The organism is Fodinibius salsisoli, from assembly GCF_026229185.1.
GTDB classification, from domain to species: domain Bacteria; phylum Bacteroidota; class Rhodothermia; order Balneolales; family Balneolaceae; genus Fodinibius; species Fodinibius salsisoli.
Genome location: NZ_JAGGJA010000003.1, coordinates 31056 through 50475, shown reverse-complemented (window position 1 = coordinate 50475; position 19420 = coordinate 31056). Strand labels below are relative to the sequence as shown.

Genomic DNA, 19420 nt, shown 5'->3' with positions numbered 1-19420 from the left:
TATAATGAGGACTCGATGATCGGTGCTGTCCTTTGGTCAAATGCAGCGAAAGAGTTCTATAAGAGTACGCCAAGATTGACCAACGGCTCCCATCTATCTGGTTTCGGCAGATAATTAATTATCTATAGATCAGGCAGGAGGTCTGAGCGGACAGGCCGGGGAGGGAAGGAAACGCTAATTCAGAAAGACACTATTCAAAAGATGGAGGGGAGGACCAGAGTCACTTAGTATGCCCGGTTGTATTTGGGGTATCGAAAGAAAATCGATACTGACCGCAAATATGATCCGATCTTGTAATGTAACATCCGAAGAAAGTAATAAGGTCGGACTGCTAACAACTTTCTTCGTTTTCTGAAAGTCTTTGACAAGTTCGTGACCACAATTACACTGCCGAGCATCCGACTGATGGCTGTGCGAAGCATGCGATGGCTGATGATGAAAAAACAATTCAGGTATATCCGCATGACAACAGTATGGCAATGCCAAGCTAAGCGATAAGAGCAGGCTCAATGAAGCAATCCAATATGTGCCGCGGATATTCATACCTTTCTAATCAGTTCAGCGTAATGTAATAAATTAGTTGCATTGGGTTTAACATATTTTTCTCAAATTTACAGCTGTTGGAGCTTTTACACAACGTTTGATAAAAAATACCTCGGGAAGCGAAGCCTCAAAGACGAGCTTAAACGAAGCGTCGCGGCCGGTACAAGTCTATTTTTCTCCCCTAAATTCATACCCAGCATCTTCAACAACTCGTTTGAAGTTGTCCATCGAAGCCGCATCTGTTTCATACGTAACCGATGCAGACCCATTCCCAAGATTGACCTTTTGCATTGGTAACGCCATCTATATTATTCAGCGCCTGCTGAACAGTATTGGCACACCCGCTACAAGACATTCCGTTGATTTTTAGTATTACATTTTGGGTTGATTCTATTTGCTTGTTCATTATCATAATAAGTTTAACACTTTAAATGGATTACATCTTAAAGTTACAAGACTTTACCAAAGAGAACGTTACAGAATTTTTGTTAGTTATTACACTATTTTTTGGAACCCATATATACAGATAGCACGGGAAGTGATGTAATTTGTAAAATAGGTAGAACACCTATTTCCCGGTCATAAAAGGTGAGTGTTGGCATAAAGGGGTCATAGGACCAAAGATTTAGGTAAATAGCCAGCCACTCTAACACAATGCTTGCACCAAAACTCAACAGAATCAATACCAGATACCCTGAGGTAGAGGGTTTATGGAATGGTCCTAAACCCCTCAGGAAGGAAGCTCCTTTCCAGAGACCTAAGACAATCAACACGTCACCGAAAATGGCTGCCCACATCCAGATGGTTGACTTCCAGAACGGCCAGCTCCACATATTGTAAAAGAACACGCATTGCCCGAACTCCCACACTGTGTTTAGAGCAAAAGCCCAAAGAATAATTCTGGAAAGCCTGGTTTTAAACAGCTTCATGCGGTTATACAATCTCAAAATTCGCCATCATGCCATTGTCTTCGTGCTCAAGGTTGTGGCAGTGAAAAACGTAGAGCCCTTTTTCGGCATCAAATTTAGTAAGCACCCGCACGGTTTCTCCGGAATCGATGCGGACCGTGTCTTTCCAGCCGCGCTCGTGCGGGGCCAGGGGACCCCCGCTACGGTCCAGCATCTTAAATTGGGTGGCGTGCAGGTGCATGGGATGCGGCATCATGGTGCCGTTGTTGAATTCCCAGATTTCCAGAGCGCCTTGCTGCACTTTTTGATCCGTCCGCAGCATTTCGAAAAACTTTCCATTGATGGCTGGTCCCTGCATCATCTCCATGGTCAGATCGATGCGGCGGGTGCGGTCGGTGTCGGCTTCGTTTGGGAACGACAGTTCCGTAAGGGCTTGTGGCAGGCGAAAAGGGTCTTGTTCCTCATTGGTGACGCGAAATTCCAGGAAGGCTCCGCCGCTGTTCCGGGAACCCATTCCGTCCCCCATCATTCCTTCTTCGTTATTATTTTCATCATTCATCATCCCTCCACCGACCATCATGCCATCCATCATCCCGCCCATGCCATTGCGAGCCTCGGCCGTCATGCGGATTTCCTGTCCCACGCTATAGCTACTGAAGTCCACCAGTAGGTCGGCTCGTTCGCCCGGCGTTAAGGTAATGGATGAGATTTCACACGGTCGATCGTGCAGCCCGCCGTCGCTTCCGATAACATAAAACGAGCTGTTGTCGCTGAAGGAAAAATCCAGAATGCGGGCATTCGAACCGTTCAGCAGGCGCAGCCGGTAAAAGCGATTGCTTACCTCGTGGTAGGGCGCCTGCATGCCGTTCACGAGCAGGGTATTACCAAAGAATCCCATCATGCGGGCCATCCTGTTCAGACTGTAGGTCATCTCTCCACTGTCGCTAAATCTTTTTTCCTGGACGATCAGCGGCAACTCGTAGTCTCCGGACGGTAGGTTCAACGCCTGTTCCTCCTCGTCTTCAATGATGAAAAGACCGCCCAGCCCGCGATACACCTGCGGGCCGGTCAGCTTGTCGGGATGCGGATGGTACCAGTAGGTGCCGGCCCGCTGGTCAATATCGAAGCGGTAGTTGTAGGTCTGGCTGGGCTGGACGGCATCTTTGGGGTGTCCGTCCATGTCAGGCGGGACGATCAGCCCGTGCCAGTGAATGATACTCTCCTGGTCGATGCGATTTTGGTAGTCGATCGCCAGGCTTTCCCCTCGCTTAACCCGGATGGTGGGGCTGGGCAGTGAGCCGTTGAGGGTATAGACATCGGAGGCTGCATCTCCGGCCAGTTTTCGCCGGGCGGTTTCGGCGGCCAGCTCAAAATCGGTGGCGCGAATCTTCTCCGGGAAGGCCAGGGGACGAGAAAAAGCGTTATCAGGCAGTACCAGATCGGTATTTCCGTCCGACCGGCAAGCCAGCAGGCTAGGAGACAACGTTGCTATTCCGGTTCCAATGCTTGCAAGTCTAAGGAAGTCTTTTCGCTTCATATTTTCTGGCTTTTTAGGGTTATAGTAACTCTTTATATCCTTAAGGTTTTTCTTCTTCTGTACCCATCATCATTTTAACCATCGGAATGCAGCAGGCGAACAGGAGCATGATAAGCAGCAGGATACCTATACCGCCGCTAAACCAGCCGGAGGGTACGGTAGAAAACAGCAGAGCCATTGCCATACAGCCGAGCATCATAAGCATCATCATTTTGTTATCCATAACTCTTCCTTGTTTTGTTATTGGTTAAGGTTCTGTTTGCGCTCTTCAAATTCTTCCTTGGTGATTTCTCCGCCGGCATAGCGGTTGCGTAAAATTTCAAGCGCTGAATCGGGTTTTGGTCCCTCATTTTTTGTTCCCGAAATCCATTTGGCCAAGGCTACGATGCCCAGAACAATCAGTATTAACCACGCAATCATCATGAGCATACCACCTCCGCATTAAGTTGATCCGTCCATCATAGGTTTTAGGTTTAGTTAAGTCTAACAGACGCTTCGGGGCGACTGTACAGCTATAAACGGCAGGCAGGCCTCACCCGTGCCGGCCGCGAGGGATATCGTGCAAGGGAGGAGTAATCAATTCAGCCCTCGCTCTTGTTCATTTCCATGCCGTCTTTGTTCTTATTCATCATGTTCATACACATCTTCATACACATGCCACTCATTTTACCGTCCATCATGCCTCCCATGCCGGACATGGTACTGTCGTCCTTCATGTTCTGCATCATCATGCGCATCATTTTCTTACGCATTTCGGGGTTGTTCATCATCTTTTCCATCATGGTTTTCATCATGGTGGAATCCTGCATCATCTCCATGTTTTCTTTTTGGGTGTCCTGCTGCTGAGCCTGGGCCGGTTGGGCCAGAGATAGGGTAACAGCAAGTACGGTTAGTGTTAGTAGTCGTGTCATAATGTTCACCTCTGGTTGGTTTATTTAATTATTGGTAATTGTTATACGCTGTAGGTTCGTTGTTCGCCATCCCGGACGCGGATACTGCGCTCCACCGGGAGCACCACCATAAGCCCGTCGCCTTCATGGCCGGTGCTGGCATGTTCCTGAATAATATCGACAATAGCATCTACGTGCTCAGCTTCAGAAACCATCTCCAGTTTCACCACTTTGGAATGAAGCGTCGGAAATTTGAGCGATCCGTGGCGTTTTTCCGGATCGCTGTAACTGCCCATTCCTTCGGCTTCCATCACGGTCATGCTGGTATAGCCCTCTTTGTTGAGGGCCCGGTGTACGGTTTCAAACATGTCCTGCCGAATGTATGCTTTAATGAGTTTCATAAGTTTCTGTTTTATGTTCAGGTTAAGCTACAGATTTATGTATTCCATTGCGTTATAGAATTCTTGGTGCCTTTTGTACTATTTTGCAAAGTATTGCTTCATAAACTACATATCTGTATTAATCTGTATTTTCGTCTCTCCACAACCGGGCATTTTTGGGCCCATATAAGGATTGGAGATTTTTTTCTGACTGCTTACCCAGTAGGCCCCTTCGGCAGCGGACAACCCATAGCCCGCATAGAAATCCTGGATGCTGCGCAACTCCTGCAAGTCCCAACCGCCTGTGGGATTTCCCTGCTTGTCGCGTCCTTCGAGGGTGTACCAGTAAATTTGTCCGAGCCCCGTGGCATCCGGGCCGAGCGCGGGCTGCACGGCCTGCGGCAGCGTGCCGGCCGGCAGGGAATTCAGCTTTTCGAGGATACGTGAGCGGCTCCAGTAGAAATCCACATCTTCCTCAAAAATCACGTAAATGCTGGACATTCCAATGATCGAAGTACCGCGTACCGTTTTGACGCCGGGTACGCTCAGCAGCTGTGTTGTAAGTGGGTAGGTGATTTGATCTTCAGTATCCTGCGGGGAACGCCCGGCCCAGCGGGTATAGACAATCTGCTGGTTTTGGCCCAGGTTTGGAATGACATCTATCTGCACAGGATCTTGCGGCAGGAAGGTGTCCCACGAAAAGGGCGCCACAGCAATGCCCCAGGCGACGAGCGCAACCAGCATCAGTACGGCGATGAGTTTGTTTTCAAGGAAAAAGCGTATGGGTTTGTCAAGCATAATATTTCTGAATAAACATAGTCCGATGAGGGTATGCGTCTTTTAAGCAACCCCAATGGAATATTCCAATGATTGGTGAGAATAAAGGCAACGGGCAGGGACCACCATGTAGGTTGGATTCCTTGTGAGCCCAGAGGGAAGGAGGGGTGCTAATTCAGAAAGGTGCTGTTAAGCAAAAAGAGAGGAGTATTGTGCGGAGGATGAACCGATGCTACCGGTGGTAATGGATGGTGGCGGGACGAGGCATCATCCAGCACAATGTAGCTGAAAACAACCGCCACTACGATGCTTTTCGTACTTTGGGTGAGCGCAGGCGTATCGCCCTGATCACTTGCTATCGCTTCCGAACAAAGGTGTTGATAGCTACAAGTTTGCAAGGAGTTGCCGTCCTCACTGGCCAAAGTCCCGTAGTGGCTCTGGCAACAGTCGGTTGTATTACTGGCGATAGCCTCCACCGGCATATCACAGAAAAGAGTCGCTGCCGACAGGCTTGCTGGCAGTACGATACTACTTAAAAAAAGAATCAGCGTTAGTGCTGATAAACCGTGATATGTCTTTTTAAATAGGTTCATTGTTTGGGTATCAACTTACAATCAAAGCTAAACATACAAAAGTTCTGTAATATTTAAATATTGTTTCTCTTCCTTTTTAGGAGGCTTGTTCAAAACCATGAAATCAGCAATAAGGTAGGTATCTGTCTCACATTATTTGTTACAACATTATCGATAAATCTTATAAAATTTTGTGCTATCAGAAAAACAGCATCCGAGCCAGCTGCTGAACAACAACTATTGTGTATTCAAAATAGGGTATACCCTAAATCGCTACACTTTCCGGGGTTCTGAATCGGCGTTAGTGAGCTCTATTTGCCTATTTCGATACAATACCCTAATTTCGCTACGGTAAAGACCAACAAATCTCCCAAAATGATGAAAGCCACCTACGTCCGCGTCTCTACGTTTGAGCAAAATATTTCCCGGCAACTCGAAGGGAAGGAAGGGGAGGTGTACTGGGATAAAGTCTCCGGCATGGTCGCCTTTGAAGATCGCGAGGACGCGGCCCGGCTGGTGGGTGATGCCGAGGCGGGAAAAATAGACGAAGTCCAGGTGCATTCGATCGATCGCCTGGGACGGGACGCCATCAACGTGCTGCAGACCATTAAACGATTTACCGAGCTGGGGGTGAACGTAAAATCCCAGAAGGAAGGGTTGAATACCCTGCTCGATAATGGCGACCAAAACCCGGTGGCCAAACTGTTGGTATCGGTCCTGTCCACCTTGGCCGAGATTGACTATAATAATAGGAGGGAGGCCCAGCGGGAAGGGATAGAAAGAGCGAAAGCAGAGGGGAAGTATAACGGCCGCGCTAATGGGACCGGCCTGTCAGACAGGGAGCTGGTGGAAAAGCATTCAGATATCGTGGGCGAACTACAAAAAGGAGAGACCATTCGCCGAACGGCTAAGCTAACGGAACGAAGTACGAATACCGTCCAGCGGGTGAAGAAGGCCTTAGAACGTCTAAAACAATAACTAATGGATAGGAATGGGCAACGATCACCGCTTAGAAACGAAATTTCAAAACCGTATCAATAATTCTCGGATATAAATCCTGAATTAGGGGAACATTATTAAAAATTAGCTAATTATATTCATCACACGGCCAAAGAAAGGTTAAAACCGAACAGTACGTTTCGGAATACATGGATTCTTCATAGAGAGAAAACTCCGCGTCTTGGTAATCCGTAAACCAATCATAAACGCTACAAATGTCTCGCCCGGTTTTATCGCCATCCGCAAAAAAACGCTGGGGACTTGATCCTGGTGGCGGCCGATCCCCTTTATCAATATAGCCCCAAGAGACATCCTCACTCTTGCAGACCCATTGAATGGTACCATTTTGGGAATAAATTAAATAGCACGGCTGATTGCCATATTTGGTGTAATGAATGCATGCAGATGTAAGACTCGTGCCAAATTTATCTGCTATTTCCTTAATAAGCTCTGTACTTAAAGGCGACGAATGAACTCCGCATGAAAAGCTTTCCTGGGCATGAGCAAAGCAGCAGCAAATTCATTGGCTTCTTTTTCATACCGAAAATTTCCATTGGCGTTGGTCCAGTTTTTTAGATCATTTTCGTTACAGATGAAATTCATTAACTGGAAATGCATCAGCCGGTGACCCAGCTCATGTGCCAGTACAAATTTTCTTTTGGGCTCATAGGTAATCCTATCGTTTATAGTGATAACCGAACGGTCTGATTTATTTGAAAAGAGGATGCGGCCTTGCGCCCCACCAATAGTGGCCAATTTAACATAGGCATTGTGGGCTAAACAAATATTTTCAAGGACCGAAAAGGCTAATTTGTCCTCCAGAAAGAACTCCTCTCGCAGCTGGTCAGCTATTCTTGCTCCTCTATTCATCATCTTTCTCAAGCTCTTCTATAATGCGTAGCAACTGTTCATCAGTTAACATTTCAAGGGCGTCTTCCTCACTAATATCTTCATGTTTCGAAAATTGATACGCAAAATTTGACCCTTGGCCGGTGTTGCTAATGAGGTCCTTGGTATCAATATCGCTTTCATCTACCAGTTTTTGGGCCCGGGCTAACAGCTGTTTCTTTTTTTGGGCTTGTTTCAGCTTACGTTCGGCAAGTTGTTGCTTTATAAAATTAGCACCGTCCTTGCCGACCTGGTTGACATCATAACCCTTGCTTTCTAAATACTCATCTCGGGCTTCTTTGTCTTCAAAATCACTTAGCCATTGTAATATTTTGGATAAATTATTCATGATATGATCCACTTAATTGGTCTAAAAATGTTTCGCAGGCTCGCCGGAGTCGTTTTCGGGCATTATAAACTTTTTGGCGAGATTCATAGTTCAATTCTTCCACAATTTCATCAGTAGTATATTCTTTCTCCTGTAAAAATAGCAACTCGGTAAGTTCTTCATCATATTCTATTAGCTCATCAAATAAATGTTCTCGAAGCTCATTGCCTTCAATTTCAGACATCAACGCTGTCCCACTGTCCTGTAGATCAAAGAAGCTATCGTCTTGGTCCGGAGTCTCAATGGTACTGGTTGTTTTTGTGTTCTTCCGGTTAAAATGATTGCTTATTTCACTTGACAAACAACTTTTAAGAAAATTTTCAAAGTTTGGAGTTGTTTCCGTATTCCATCTTCGATGGTCTTGGCTATCAGTATCAATAACCTTTCGTATAACTCTATGAACAAAATCCTCAGCGCTCAATCCTTGCGTTGTGTCGTTAAAATCTAAGCGAAAGTTGGCAAAACTGAGTAGCTTCTCATATAGCTCCTGTAATTCATCCTCCGTTAATTCCTCAAACCGATCTTGTGCATTGTTCGTCATCTTGTTTAGGCCCTCTATATTCTATAGCTGATATTTTTAACAAATTTTCCATATCGATGGAAAAAGCCACGTACTTCTCAGCTATATATAATAGAAGGTAAACAAAAACCAAAATTTGACGAGAATTATGAGTAACAAAAACAACCGATCAGTATACCGCAGAAAAGACGGAAAATGGGCGAATAAAAAGGATAAATCCTCCAAAGCAAGCTCTTTGCATACCACCCAGGAGGAAGCCCAGCAAGCAGCAAGGCAGAACCTGCAAAACCAGGGAGGGGGCGAACTGAAAACTATGGGGCGCAATGGCCGGATAAGAAGTAAAGATACTATAGCCCCTGGCAATGACCCTTATCCGCCGAAGGATACTGAAAACTAATCTTTAATCTAAAAACTAAACAACCTATGTCTAGACGAGAAGTTAAATGTGTTCGGCAAGATCGTGATGGTGATATTACCGCCATTGGTAACCAGTCTAAATTATGGTCTCCGGTATCTAAAGACCAGGCAATCAGGCACATAGAACGGAATTTGCATTCCTACTATGTTAACTACAATGGTAATATTGTTGATGTCAAGGTTGTAAGAGAAGGGCTTAATAAATATTTACGGACTGACCCGGATAATACCTTGCGTAATAATTTAGATGAGCTCCCTAACTGTTGATATCAATTCCTATAACTGCCCAAAGCCTCTGCTGAAATAGGTTTTGGGCTCTTAATTTTAGCTATTAACTGCAATGGATAACGAGCGGCGAAAACAACTACTTGATATACGGAATTATGCCGAAGAGGAATTTGATAAGTTAATTATATACTTATCCAGCGGTGGGTTAGTGTTATCTGTGGGGTTTGTCAGAGATATCGTGCATGTTTCATCAAGCTCTTACAGCGAACTGTTAATTACAACCTGGATCGCGTTCACTATTTCCCTAATAACGGTATTGTTATCCCACCGGACCTCGTTAAAATCAATAGACTTAGAGCTCAACAATAGAATTCCCGAAAGCGATTCTTGGGATACCTATACTGATTGGTTAAACTGGTCCGGGATGATAGCTTTTATGCTGGGAGTTATAACATTTTTAATGTTCATTTTAATCAATATTTAATTGCTATGAGTAAAGATAAAAAGGGTAATAAAAGACCTACACGAAAGGGCAAGACGAAACCTCCCAAGAAAAGGGAATATCAAAGCGGGAAGACCAAACCACCCCGAAGAACCAATAAAGCCCCCGGTGAAAATGATTGATGATACGAGAAGGGTCTTATGAAGTATAGCATATTATGAATATTTTATAACATATTGCTGTACAATGGATAACAAGTATTATAATCATTCAAAATAAACATTGGTGCCTGCCGCTTATGCGCTAGGTTAATTGATTTTTTGAAAACTATTCTTCCACTATGAAATGGGATTTTTCAAATAAAACAATAGGAAGCTGGTCAGATTTAGATAATCTCAAAATCGATCAGGAATTATATATTTTTCGTGGCCAATCACAATTGAATTGGAATTTAGAAACCACGATTGAGAGAGCATTCCAAAGAAATTCCGTAGATAGAGCAATTTTTATTAATCACGAACATTGGATGCTCCATGAATTTAAAAGAAGAGCTCATCTTTATCTTGATCACGAACCTAATCACGGTGATTTAATTAGTTGGTTTGCCCAAATGCAGCACTTTGGAGCTCCAACACGGTAAACAGATTCATCAGGATCATAAACCTGGTCAAGTAGGTACTGATGGATCCTGTTTAAATGGTCTATTGATGGTTGAACCAAATAAACAAATTGAAAGGCTTGCCAAACAACAAGGTGTCTTTTTAATGCCCTTAGATATACGGAAGCCTTTCAAAGAAAATTTAGTAAATCAATTTCTCCACACTCATAGTACACAATCCTACAAGAGGGTCAAGGATGTAGTTATTAGAATTATGATAAAAAAAGAAGCCAGAAATGAAATTCTGGAAAAGTTAAAAAACATAAATATAACAGCGGAACTCCTATTTCCTGGTATAGAGGGGTTTGCTAAGTCATTGGAACATTTGGTAATGGTAAGAAATCGAGAGAATTAATCTTCGCATTACGCCCATCCATTTCCTACTGTACAACAGACTAATAGCTAATAGGGGAGAGGACCTCCCAATTATTTTATGATAAGAACAATTGTCTCTCGGCATCAATGCAAATAATTATTGTTCCTATTAGAAATATTTTAATAGGAACATAATAAGGAACAAAAGTGATTCGTATAAAAATATGTATAGCAAAGGGTTATCCCTATATTTGGATATTTGCCAATAGGAACAAAAAATGAAGTCAATAGCGCGTTAATGACTGCATAAATTAGATATAAATGCCGTTTAAAGCACTTAGACGGTTATTTTCTTGTACTTTATGGTCTGCTAGGGAACTCCAGAATTATTTTATTTTGGTTGTCCATTTATTTTATTCTGCCTGTCCATCGATACATGTAGACAATGATTTCCCCATGAGTGAGAGATATGAAGTATATCTACTTTACATAATATAAATTATACGACAAATGTATATGCTGCCGCTATAGATAGTATTCGTAAAATATGAGCTCTGTATTATTAACTAAGCCTTGGTTTATAGTTCTGTTAGGTAAACTTCCGTTCTTCCTTAACACATATACATTTATATAATGTATTTACGGCCTCTCTATGACATGAGCCTTCTATATCTCTATACCAATTCCGGATATTTATTTGGGATTATTTATTGCCTCCTCATGTCACCGTATCAGAATCCAATCCATAATTTTATCTATTAATAGAATTGAATGCGGATAATTCAGCTTCAACGGATTATTCATATACAACTTTCTTGGCTTTCAAAAAATTAGTACAATGGTGAAATTTTATATGAAGTTTTCCTCTAAAAACTAATAATCCTGGTCTAAATAAGCTTTAATAGTCCAAATAATGGCCTATATAGCATCCTAACGGCGATTATAATCAAATTTTGATTCTAAGAGGATTAAATAGATTCGGAATGGTATACCATGCTTAAATCTCTCTGTTTTTACTTTTTGGGGATATTTCGGGAACAATAGTGGAAATATTCTTATTACAACCTTCATTGAATAGAATGTTAAACCTCAGTATACTGACCGCAGAACATTACAATAGATGTAAATACTGAGACGTTATTTAAGCAAGAAAATTAATTAAACCATTATATTATGGAACTTCGTTACAAAAAAGTATTAGGAGCTATCATTTTTAGCCTGTCTTTATTGAGCATCACTACTAATTTACAGGCACAGACGGTATTGGAAGTTCTAAAGACTAATGACCAAACATCAGCATTTGCCGAGGCCATTGAAAAAACAGGCTTAACGGATAGGCTTTCTCAAGATGGTCCTTACACGCTTTTTGTACCTGCAAATAAAGCTTTTAACAAACTTTCAGTGGATGAGCAGAATAACTCCAGTCTGTTGTTAAATCATATAATTACAGGTAAAGCCACTAAGCGAAGCTTGAAGCATATTTCTAATATGACCTGCCTTAGCGGTATTACTATCGAGGTCGTAGAAATGAATAACAACTCCTTATCAGTACAAAATTACCCATTGATAAGCAGTAATATCAGAGCTGATAATGGTATCATTCATATCATTGGTGGCGTAATCCAATAAATTGGGTATTCCTAATATGTTTTTAGGAATCTGAGTACATTTTGATAAACCTGGCGAATGTCTGCCACAAAAACTTTCTCTCCCTGTTGATGATACGGATAAATGGAAGGCTCAAGGGCTACTGAAACAACATCATGGCTTCCTTTTTCATTAAACTCATATCCGTAATGCAGGTAGTCATTGGTATTGTTGTGGAGCTCGATTTCTTCATCAATGGCCTGAAAAGCTTTAACCACGTTAGATGTAGCCGATTTTAATGATTCGGATGCTTTAAGATCATTTAGCTCCCAATGCTTGGCGTATAAAGCAAGCCCTCTTTTACCCTTAAAAAGTGGAGTTGTATCCAGGGTGATCACTACATCAGGAATATGTTCTGTAGTCAAGCAGGCTTGGGCGATTCTTCTGGCGCCCATTCCGTGCTTATACCCTTCTCCTTCATTTTTTAAGCGTTCGGGATGCTCTCTAAGCCCTTTACTTTCTTCCATTTCTGAAAGAAAAAAGAGAAGGTTCGGTCCGCCATGGCTTTCATTATCGAAAGCCTCTGCGAGCGCTAATAACAGGCCAACGCCAGCACTGTCATCCATAGCACCCTCAATATACCGATCCGTCACAGATACTGGCAATGTATCTGGATGGGATTCGCCATAATGATTGATTTTATCAAGATGGGCAGCAATGGCTACGGTCGGTTGCTCGGGGTCGTTACCTATTTGAAAGATGAGATTATTGCCAGCTACACTTACTTCTTCTGAAGTGGTGATATCCTGGAAAATTTCGCAGATGTATGGATGCAACCGCTCTTCGTAAGTACTAAACGAAGGACACTTTGCCACTTCTTTGATATGCGTAATAAGTGATTTGGGGCTCATTCAATCATTCAGGTATTCGAACTAAAGGCAATCTTGAATTCTCCACTTTTCTCAGCATGAATATCCAGTTTATCCATGATGGCATCAATATTAATGGGGCCATAAATATGTGGATATGTCTCTCCACTGCTTTCATCCTGTTCGTATTTAACTTCAGAAGTAAGCGTCGAAACATCGATGACAAGTAATAAAAGCTGAGTTTCTTCTGCAAAAATCCTGTTGGCGGTTGCCTCTACCTGGTCGCCTTTAGAAGAGTGTATAAATCCTTCTGTATCAAGGGATTCGGGAACATATTCATGGCTCTTTTTATGACTATTGAAATATGCTTTAGTGGTGATATGGAATATTATGTCTTCGCGCATTTATTTTATTATAACCTTAAATTGTTTTGAGTAGATCGCATCCTATATGTACCAAGGCATCTCCTTTGTACACAACCGGAGCGTTGTTTAATCCAATAATTCGCCCTTTTTCAGGACTTTTTACTTCAGCCCAAAGTTCTCCATAAGGGTCGCTTATATAGCCCAGTAACTGACCTTCGGAAACATGGTCTCCCAATTTAGCTTCATGCTGGAATAGCCCTCCGTAATGAGCCCGAATCCATGGAGAAGTATCATAAATCTCGGTTTCTTGTGTGCCCGGGGCTTCGTCAAGCATGTCCAGATACTTCATGAGACGCAACGTTCCATCGATACCCTCCTGGATGGCAAATTCATCAAATCGAAGGGTCTCTCCTCCTTCATAAACTAATATCGGAGTACCTTCATCCTGGGCCGACTTGCGAAAAGTATTGTCAATGACCGAAGAATCAACAATGATGGGAGGCGAAAAGGCTTTGGCAATTTCCCGGTTTTCTTCCACTTTCCATTCGCAGCGTATCTGAGGATAATTAGCCCGGGCATCTCCCCCGGTATGGAAATCCACTCCGTAATCGACGTGTGGAAGAATCTGGTTCACCAAGGTATAGGCCATGAGGCTGGCCAGCGAACCCGATTCGTTACCTGGAAAGCTGCGATTAATATCTTTACCATCAGGTAACCCCCGTATGTTCTGAATGAAACCATAGGTATTGACCAAAGGAATGGCTATGATAGTGCCAATGTCAGGCATCAGAAGGTCACTGTGAATCATCCGGCGAAGTATTTCTACGCCATTAATCTCATCGCCATGCAATCCACCTGTTAAAAGCAAAACGGGGCCATCCTCCGTCGATCGGCAAATATGAATGGGAAGATCTATATTTGTATGGGTCGGAAGCCTGGCAATATTAAGCTCAATCTGTTTTTGTTCTCCCGGCTCAATACTGTGTCCATTAATAGTAATTGTCTCAGGCATTTGGGGAAAGGTAATTTGGATTTGAGGCTCTTGCGTTCACCTTCCGTTCAATAAAGCTGACAATTTTCCCGGCAATGTCTTTTCCGGTAGCAGCTTCAATTCCCCGAAGTCCGGGCGATGAATTAACTTCCAGGGCTAAAGGGCCCCGGTCCGATTGCAAAAGGTCGACTCCGGCCACGGAAACCCCCATAGCCTCGGCGGCTATCAAGGCTGTTTTACGCTCTCTGTCACTCAGTTTAATAAGCGCACCTGTACCGCCACGATGGAGGTTCGATCGGAACTCTCCCTCCTCGCCTGTTCTTTTCATAGCACCAACAACTTTACCATCGACCACAAAGGCGCGAATATCTTCCCCCTTGGCCTCGGCGATATATTCCTGTACAATTACTCGCGCTTTCATACTGTGGAAAGCCTGAATGATAGATTCTGCGGCTTGGAATGTCGGAGCAAGTACGACACCCACACCCTGTGTTCCTTCTAATAATTTGACAATAAGCGGAGGGCCACCGACCGATTCAATAATTTTTTTAACTTCCGTTGAGTAGTTAGTAAAAACCGTTTTGGGCATTCCTACTCCGGATCGTGCCATAATTTGAAGGCTTCGGAGTTTATCCCGGGAACGTACCAAAGCCTGTGACTCTACGGCGGTAAAAACCTTCATCATCTCAAACTGACGCACTACCGCGGAGCCATAAAAAGTCACCGAAGCGCCAATGCGTGGTATAACGGCATCGATTCCTGTTACTTTCGTGCCACGATAAAAGATACATGGATTGTCTTCTTCACTGACAATATCACATTTCAAGTGGTCTAATACCGTAGCGGTATGACCAGCATCCTCAATCGCTTCTACGAGCCTTGAAGTTGAATAAAGGTTAGAGTTTCGTGATAAAACAACTATGTGCATGCAATAAAAATCTATGTTTAATCATTCGTTGATAAATTATTCTTTGAAGCATCTACCAAAAAGTGTCCGCTTAAAAGCTTACGTCCAATGAGGACCGGGTAGCGCATTTCTGAACGGTCTGCGAGAGATAATTCGATATCCAGCTCCTCACCTGCTATCCGAATGATAGTTTTAATAATATATCGTTCTTCAATGGAGCCGTTTGAGCTTTTGATTGATTTTGTAGCATGAATCGGGAGCTTAAACAACTTATCATTATAGGTCTCATGGGATGGGTCGAGCAGGTTAAACTTAACATAGGGTTTGCCCTCCCGTTCAAAAGCCTCAATATGGTGACAATGTAAGCTGGAAGTATAGGCCCCGGTATCTATCTTGGCATCGATATCGAAAATATCCCATTCCGGAAAGTCGATAGGTTCAAGCCGGCCTATAATTTTCAACTGTTCGTACTCGCTGTTCATAAGTGTCACTTGATCCATCATAAATGGCCTTAAGTATACAAGTTATTCTGCACTGTATCATCTCCTGAATTAATTTTCTGGCTAAAAAAATGTAGTCTTAATTCGCTATGTTATATTGATTCATCAGTGGCTTTGTAAAACTATCACATCCCCGACAGTGGTCGGGGCAGGCTTTGTCATTCTGAACTCGTTACAGAACCTCAGATAGCTTTGGTAGCCTTTAAAAAGAGATCCTGAATCCCGAATTCTCGGGAGATGACAAGTTAGTTTTTACAAAGCCTTCTCATAAGTTTCATTCAAATACATTTTTTCTATGTGGAATACTTTTATTCGTCGAAAACTTCTCCTGTTCTTAGTGATCATTTTAACCCAGATATCTTGTCATTCGTCAAATGTCTTACAGCACCCGACCACCTCTGCTACACTTTGGGTACAGAATGCAGCGGAGTACAAGGCATTGACTACCACTATCTATAAAATGGCCTCAAACCATCTGGAAAAAGCGTTGAATGATTCGGCATGGACCGCAGAGACGCAACAGCCAGTGGACTCTGTAGCTACCATGGAGCCAGCTATTATCGTAGATGTGGATGAAACGGTGCTTAACAATGCGCCCTTTCAAGCACGGATGATTAAGCAGCAAAGCGCTTTTGATCCTGAAGCCTGGAATGATTGGGTGATAGAAGCACAGGCCGATCCGGTTCCCGGGGCACTCTCCTTCCTTAAAAAAGCCGACCAACACGGCATTGCCATATTCTATATAACAAACAGAGAAGCTGCAGTAGAAGAAGGAACACAGAGAAATTTAGAGAAACTGGGGTTCCCCTTATCACCCGATAAAGATCGAATTTTGAGCAAAAATGAACAGCCTGATTGGACCTCCTCAAAAGTAAACAGACGAGCTAAGGTCGCGGCGAACTACAGAATTTTGATGCTGGTTGGTGATGATCTGAATGATTTTTTATCGGCCAAAGATATTCCTCAACAAAAGCGGGAACAACTGATAGATGAATACTCCGAATATTGGGGGCAAAAGTGGTTTGTTTTACCTAATCCCACCTATGGCTCATGGGAGGATGCACTATTCAATTTTGATGATAACTTGACCAATCGTGAAGAAAAGGAACGAAAAATCCAGCAGTTGGAGACCAAAAATTAAAAAGACACTCCTTGTGTAAGAAGTGCCCTTTTAGAATTCAAAGTCTTTTTATCAGGATGACTTCGTGCTTTGTTTTTCCCGGATAAAAAGTCCTCCAAAAATAAGAACCAGCAACACGGCACCAATCAGGAGGTACAACATCATATTTGATTCGGGCTTGGCATTTTGTGCCCACGTGTCGGTTTTCTCTGAGATGGTGGCCATCTGTGGAGATGACATGATGTTAGCTTCCTGGAAGTGACTGCTCCACTGCCGCTCTACGGTACTCCAAAAATCCTGAAAAGCCTGAAAGCGCTCGTAATCAGCCTGCGAAGCATCACTCCTGCTCTTCTCAATTTTTTGATCGAGATAGCTGTTCAGGGAGTTATAAAAACCTTCAGAGTTCTGGAAGCTGCTTATTTCGAGTCCTTTGGCCTGCAGAGAATCCTGTAGCGTGGTATATGTTTTATCTTCCAGCAACTTATCCCATTCGGCCAGGTTTTGGTCAATATTCTGGGCAATTTCTTCGGCATCATTTCCGCCATATACTTCTGTAATTTTGGTCCCCATTCGGCTCCACATCTGCTCAAACCGCTGTTGTACCGTATGCATACGCATATAATCTGCGAGGCGGAGCTTACTGCTATTCTCTTTAAGAATGCCCAAATTCTCAGCAGAAATGTCCTGAATCATCTTCAGAGCATCCCCATCTGAGTTGATCCGGTTTCGGCCATCCAGGTTCTCAAGATCCTGGAGAGCTTCCAAATCCATCTGCTGGTAGGCGACAACGGTAGAATCAATGAAAGCTAAAATAAGCTCGTCTCGTTCTTCCAGGTTTTGACGGTAATTGCGAACCATGCCCGAAAGCTGCTTTTCACTCTCAATGGACTCTTGCATAGCCAGGCGGAGCGAATCAGCGTCTTTGGTCAGCTCTATCACATGTTCCTGGTAGGCCAACAGGCGGAGATGAAGGTTTGTGAGCTGTTCGTCCTGCTGCTGCATTTTTTGGAGCCGGTTTGAAGCCATCATGGCAGCCTGCCTGAGTTCCTGGATCTGTTGCTCATAAGTATCCGGATACAATGATTTATTGAGCAGCTCTTCATGATCCTGGTAGGTGCTGTCTAAAGCCTGAACACGCTGTAAAATTGCTTCAGCACTGTCTGCAACAGCAACGGTGTCAATTTGATTTTTATACTTGGCAAACTCGGTTTTAAAGTTTTTCTGTATCTCATAATCCGATAGCTCTTGCTGCTGAGCAAAACTTTGTGTCGTCGAGATCAACAGAAAAACGCTGAATAATAAGCTTATAACATTTTTCATAACTATTGTCCCTCTATCATTTCGGTTCCGGTTTGCTCTTGAACCATCCCTTCGGGCGTAAGTCGATATTGCTCCCCGGTTGTGCGGTTAACCAGCTGAATATAGCCTTCGCGTTGATTAAAAGCCGGTTTGTCAATGCCGGGTTCCTTAATTGGGAAGGTCTCCAGAAGCTTAAGCTCTGCTTCTTCGGATGACATCATATACACGTTTTTGTAAGTAGGTGCAGTGAGATAATAGTACCCCTTTGAGCCCCTGATGTACCGTATTTCCGAAGTCGTTACAGAGGATGTGTCTTGTGTCTCTTTGTACTGTATTGGAAGAATATTGAACTTCAGTCCATGTTTAATATCTTCAACCGTACCATCTTCATCCGGTGTTATAACCGATTCGATGGGCTGCGAATAATCTACCTTACTGATAACCATTGACTGCTTACAGCCAATAACTGAAACAACGGCAAATATAAGAATGCCGGCGCAAGCCTTCGTATAATATTTCATGTGAACATATCTCTATTTTAATTGTAATTTTCCGCACCAACGAGCGGATACAATACCTTATAGTAATTAGAGGTAAATTTGTTCCAGCATTGATCTTAAGGATATTTAAGGCTTTATCTGTGTCACATGCATCCGATTTCTGTTTACGGCTATATCTTAAAGTTGAAGAAGTATTTCAACTGGAGCGCCACCCGGCAACTTCTTTTTGCCTTCTAAGGCCTCAATAGCAGCAATAAAGGAATAGCCGGCAACTTTTCCCCCCAAACCTTCTACCAGCTCTGCAGCCGCTGTGGCCGACCCTCCGGTTGCAATTAAATCATCATGAATCAATATGCGATCACCCTCCGAAAAAGCATCTCTGTGGATTTCCAGTGTATCCGTACCATATTCGAGATCATAGGTAGCAGAAAGTGTCTCAGCAGGCAACTTACCGGGCTTCCGAATGGGGATAAAGCCGGCGTGAAGGTCCTGTGCAAGGTTGGTTCCGAAAAGAAATCCCCGCGACTCCAATCCGACTACATAATCAATATCCATATGCCGAAATGGTCGGGCTAAAACCTGTGAGGTCAGTTCCAGCGTATCGGGATTATTCAACAAAGGAGTAATATCTTTAAACTGAATGCCCTCTTGGGGGAAATCTGCTATATTCCGAATATTGTCATGCAATAATGCAATAATTTGTTGTCTAACTTCGTCCATTCCCATTATCTTCGTTATTTTATTGAGACTTTTTGCAAAACGACGACGTGTCATTCAGTACTTGGCCCATGGTGGCCGGCCTATTTTGTAAAAGCCGTTT

The 19420-nt window shown here is 43.3% G+C and carries 29 protein-coding genes and 1 pseudogene; 8 read left to right on the top strand and 22 right to left on the bottom strand.

All coding sequences use genetic code 11. From position 1 onward, the window contains the following. Nucleotides 1-174: 174 nt before the first annotated feature. The 11 genes and pseudogenes from J6I44_RS05125 to J6I44_RS05080 form a co-directional block, all read right to left on the bottom strand. On the bottom strand, nt 175-543 hold the full coding sequence (locus tag J6I44_RS05125; protein WP_265764926.1) for a hypothetical protein: 369 nt from the start codon (nt 541-543) through the stop codon (nt 175-177). A gap of 168 nt (nt 544-711) precedes the next feature. After that, entirely contained in the window at nt 712-834 is a 123-nt protein-coding gene (locus tag J6I44_RS21005) for a hypothetical protein (RefSeq protein ID WP_434084226.1), read from the bottom strand. Next, nucleotides 788-898: a heavy-metal-associated domain-containing protein gene (locus J6I44_RS05120; protein WP_434084224.1), complete on the bottom strand. Its 111-nt coding sequence runs from the start codon at nt 896-898 to the stop codon at nt 788-790. The genes J6I44_RS21005 and J6I44_RS05120 overlap by 47 nt, the downstream gene beginning before the upstream one ends. Before the next feature lie 145 nt (nt 899-1043). After that, nucleotides 1044-1472, bottom strand: a complete 429-nt coding sequence (locus tag J6I44_RS05115) for a hypothetical protein (protein ID WP_265764925.1) — start codon at nt 1470-1472, stop codon at nt 1044-1046. A 4-nt stretch (nt 1473-1476) separates the two neighbouring features. Beyond that, nucleotides 1477-2988: a multicopper oxidase family protein gene (locus tag J6I44_RS05110; RefSeq protein WP_265764924.1), complete on the bottom strand. Its 1512-nt coding sequence runs from the start codon at nt 2986-2988 to the stop codon at nt 1477-1479. Between the two features lie 40 nt (nt 2989-3028). Then, nucleotides 3029-3211, bottom strand: a complete 183-nt coding sequence (locus tag J6I44_RS05105; RefSeq protein WP_265764923.1) for a hypothetical protein — start codon at nt 3209-3211, stop codon at nt 3029-3031. Between the two features lie 17 nt (nt 3212-3228). Continuing rightward, nucleotides 3229-3411: an SHOCT domain-containing protein gene (locus J6I44_RS05100; protein ID WP_265764922.1), complete on the bottom strand. Its 183-nt coding sequence runs from the start codon at nt 3409-3411 to the stop codon at nt 3229-3231. Nucleotides 3412-3569: 158 nt separating this feature from the next. Beyond that, entirely contained in the window at nt 3570-3899 is a 330-nt protein-coding gene (locus J6I44_RS05095; protein WP_265764921.1) for a hypothetical protein, read from the bottom strand. A gap of 41 nt (nt 3900-3940) precedes the next feature. Continuing rightward, on the bottom strand, nt 3941-4279 hold the full coding sequence (locus tag J6I44_RS05090; protein ID WP_142715561.1) for a P-II family nitrogen regulator: 339 nt from the start codon (nt 4277-4279) through the stop codon (nt 3941-3943). A 189-nt stretch (nt 4280-4468) separates the two neighbouring features. Next, nucleotides 4469-5056 (bottom strand): annotated as a pseudogene (locus J6I44_RS05085) (efflux RND transporter permease subunit); the annotation flags it as partial. 149 nt (nt 5057-5205) lie between these two features. Further along, nucleotides 5206-5628 carry a hypothetical protein gene (locus J6I44_RS05080; protein ID WP_265764919.1) on the bottom strand — a complete coding sequence of 141 codons (423 nt, stop codon included), beginning with the start codon at nt 5626-5628 and terminating at the stop codon, nt 5206-5208. Between the two features lie 354 nt (nt 5629-5982). Between J6I44_RS05080 and J6I44_RS05075 the strand changes: the two genes are divergently transcribed. Further along, on the top strand, nt 5983-6585 hold the full coding sequence (locus tag J6I44_RS05075; protein ID WP_265764918.1) for a recombinase family protein: 603 nt from the start codon (nt 5983-5985) through the stop codon (nt 6583-6585). Nucleotides 6586-7062: 477 nt separating this feature from the next. Here the strand turns inward: J6I44_RS05075 and J6I44_RS05070 are convergent, their stop codons facing one another. The 3 genes from J6I44_RS05070 to J6I44_RS05060 are packed head-to-tail and all read right to left on the bottom strand — an operon-like array spanning nt 7063 to nt 8423. Then, nucleotides 7063-7479 (bottom strand): ImmA/IrrE family metallo-endopeptidase, encoded by a 417-nt coding sequence (locus J6I44_RS05070; RefSeq protein ID WP_265764917.1) that lies wholly within the window; start codon nt 7477-7479, stop codon nt 7063-7065. Then, nucleotides 7469-7843 carry a hypothetical protein gene (locus tag J6I44_RS05065; protein WP_265764916.1) on the bottom strand — a complete coding sequence of 125 codons (375 nt, stop codon included), beginning with the start codon at nt 7841-7843 and terminating at the stop codon, nt 7469-7471. The genes J6I44_RS05070 and J6I44_RS05065 overlap by 11 nt, the downstream gene beginning before the upstream one ends. Continuing rightward, on the bottom strand, nt 7836-8423 hold the full coding sequence (locus J6I44_RS05060) for a hypothetical protein (RefSeq protein WP_265764915.1): 588 nt from the start codon (nt 8421-8423) through the stop codon (nt 7836-7838). The genes J6I44_RS05065 and J6I44_RS05060 overlap by 8 nt, the downstream gene beginning before the upstream one ends. Before the next feature lie 127 nt (nt 8424-8550). On the opposite strand from J6I44_RS05060, the gene J6I44_RS05055 reads away from it, so the two are divergent. The 6 genes from J6I44_RS05055 (at nt 8551) to J6I44_RS05030 (ending at nt 12091) form a co-directional block, all read left to right on the top strand. Then, a complete protein-coding gene (locus J6I44_RS05055) occupies nt 8551-8799 on the top strand; it encodes a DUF2188 domain-containing protein (protein WP_265764914.1) in 249 nt (82 codons plus the stop codon). A 26-nt stretch (nt 8800-8825) separates the two neighbouring features. Continuing rightward, nucleotides 8826-9086, top strand: coding sequence for a DUF3892 domain-containing protein (locus J6I44_RS05050; protein ID WP_265764913.1), 261 nt, complete (start codon nt 8826-8828; stop codon nt 9084-9086). A gap of 450 nt (nt 9087-9536) precedes the next feature. Further along, complete coding sequence (locus J6I44_RS05045; protein ID WP_265764912.1) at nt 9537-9671, top strand: hypothetical protein; 135 nt, start codon at nt 9537-9539, stop codon at nt 9669-9671. Between the two features lie 158 nt (nt 9672-9829). After that, entirely contained in the window at nt 9830-10129 is a 300-nt protein-coding gene (locus J6I44_RS05040; protein WP_265764911.1) for an FRG domain-containing protein, read from the top strand. Further along, a complete protein-coding gene (locus J6I44_RS05035) occupies nt 10110-10502 on the top strand; it encodes a hypothetical protein (protein ID WP_265764910.1) in 393 nt (130 codons plus the stop codon). Before J6I44_RS05040 ends, J6I44_RS05035 begins: the two co-directional genes overlap by 20 nt. Nucleotides 10503-11635: 1133 nt before the next feature. Next, entirely contained in the window at nt 11636-12091 is a 456-nt protein-coding gene (locus tag J6I44_RS05030) for a fasciclin domain-containing protein (RefSeq protein ID WP_265764909.1), read from the top strand. An 11-nt stretch (nt 12092-12102) separates the two neighbouring features. Here J6I44_RS05030 and J6I44_RS05025 read toward each other — a convergent pair whose 3' ends face one another. Genes J6I44_RS05025 through J6I44_RS05005 form a run of 5 tightly spaced genes read right to left on the bottom strand, consistent with a single transcriptional unit; the run spans nt 12103 to nt 15684 of the window. After that, nucleotides 12103-12960 carry a M28 family peptidase gene (locus J6I44_RS05025; RefSeq protein ID WP_265764908.1) on the bottom strand — a complete coding sequence of 286 codons (858 nt, stop codon included), beginning with the start codon at nt 12958-12960 and terminating at the stop codon, nt 12103-12105. 8 nt (nt 12961-12968) lie between these two features. Beyond that, the gene (locus J6I44_RS05020; protein ID WP_265764907.1) at nt 12969-13322 is read right to left on the bottom strand and encodes a DUF952 domain-containing protein; all 354 of its coding nucleotides are present in this window, start codon (nt 13320-13322) and stop codon (nt 12969-12971) included. A 16-nt stretch (nt 13323-13338) separates the two neighbouring features. Continuing rightward, the gene (locus J6I44_RS05015; protein WP_265764906.1) at nt 13339-14295 is read right to left on the bottom strand and encodes a succinylglutamate desuccinylase/aspartoacylase family protein; all 957 of its coding nucleotides are present in this window, start codon (nt 14293-14295) and stop codon (nt 13339-13341) included. Next, on the bottom strand, nt 14288-15202 hold the full coding sequence (rimK, locus tag J6I44_RS05010) for a 30S ribosomal protein S6--L-glutamate ligase (protein WP_265764905.1): 915 nt from the start codon (nt 15200-15202) through the stop codon (nt 14288-14290). The genes J6I44_RS05015 and rimK overlap by 8 nt, the downstream gene beginning before the upstream one ends. A gap of 17 nt (nt 15203-15219) precedes the next feature. Continuing rightward, nucleotides 15220-15684, bottom strand: coding sequence for an ATP-dependent zinc protease family protein (locus tag J6I44_RS05005; protein ID WP_265764904.1), 465 nt, complete (start codon nt 15682-15684; stop codon nt 15220-15222). Nucleotides 15685-15976: 292 nt separating this feature from the next. On the opposite strand from J6I44_RS05005, the gene J6I44_RS05000 reads away from it, so the two are divergent. Then, nucleotides 15977-16822, top strand: a complete 846-nt coding sequence (locus J6I44_RS05000; protein WP_265764903.1) for a 5'-nucleotidase, lipoprotein e(P4) family — start codon at nt 15977-15979, stop codon at nt 16820-16822. Nucleotides 16823-16873: 51 nt separating this feature from the next. On the opposite strand, the gene J6I44_RS04995 is transcribed toward J6I44_RS05000, so the two are convergent. The 3 genes from J6I44_RS04995 to J6I44_RS04985 form a co-directional block, all read right to left on the bottom strand. Next, complete coding sequence (locus J6I44_RS04995) at nt 16874-18121, bottom strand: hypothetical protein (protein WP_265764901.1); 1248 nt, start codon at nt 18119-18121, stop codon at nt 16874-16876. Nucleotides 18122-18123: 2 nt separating this feature from the next. Continuing rightward, on the bottom strand, nt 18124-18621 hold the full coding sequence (locus tag J6I44_RS04990) for a hypothetical protein (RefSeq protein ID WP_265764900.1): 498 nt from the start codon (nt 18619-18621) through the stop codon (nt 18124-18126). Between the two features lie 156 nt (nt 18622-18777). Beyond that, a complete protein-coding gene (locus tag J6I44_RS04985) occupies nt 18778-19320 on the bottom strand; it encodes an adenine phosphoribosyltransferase (RefSeq protein WP_265764899.1) in 543 nt (180 codons plus the stop codon). Between the last annotated feature and the right edge of the window lie 100 nt (nt 19321-19420).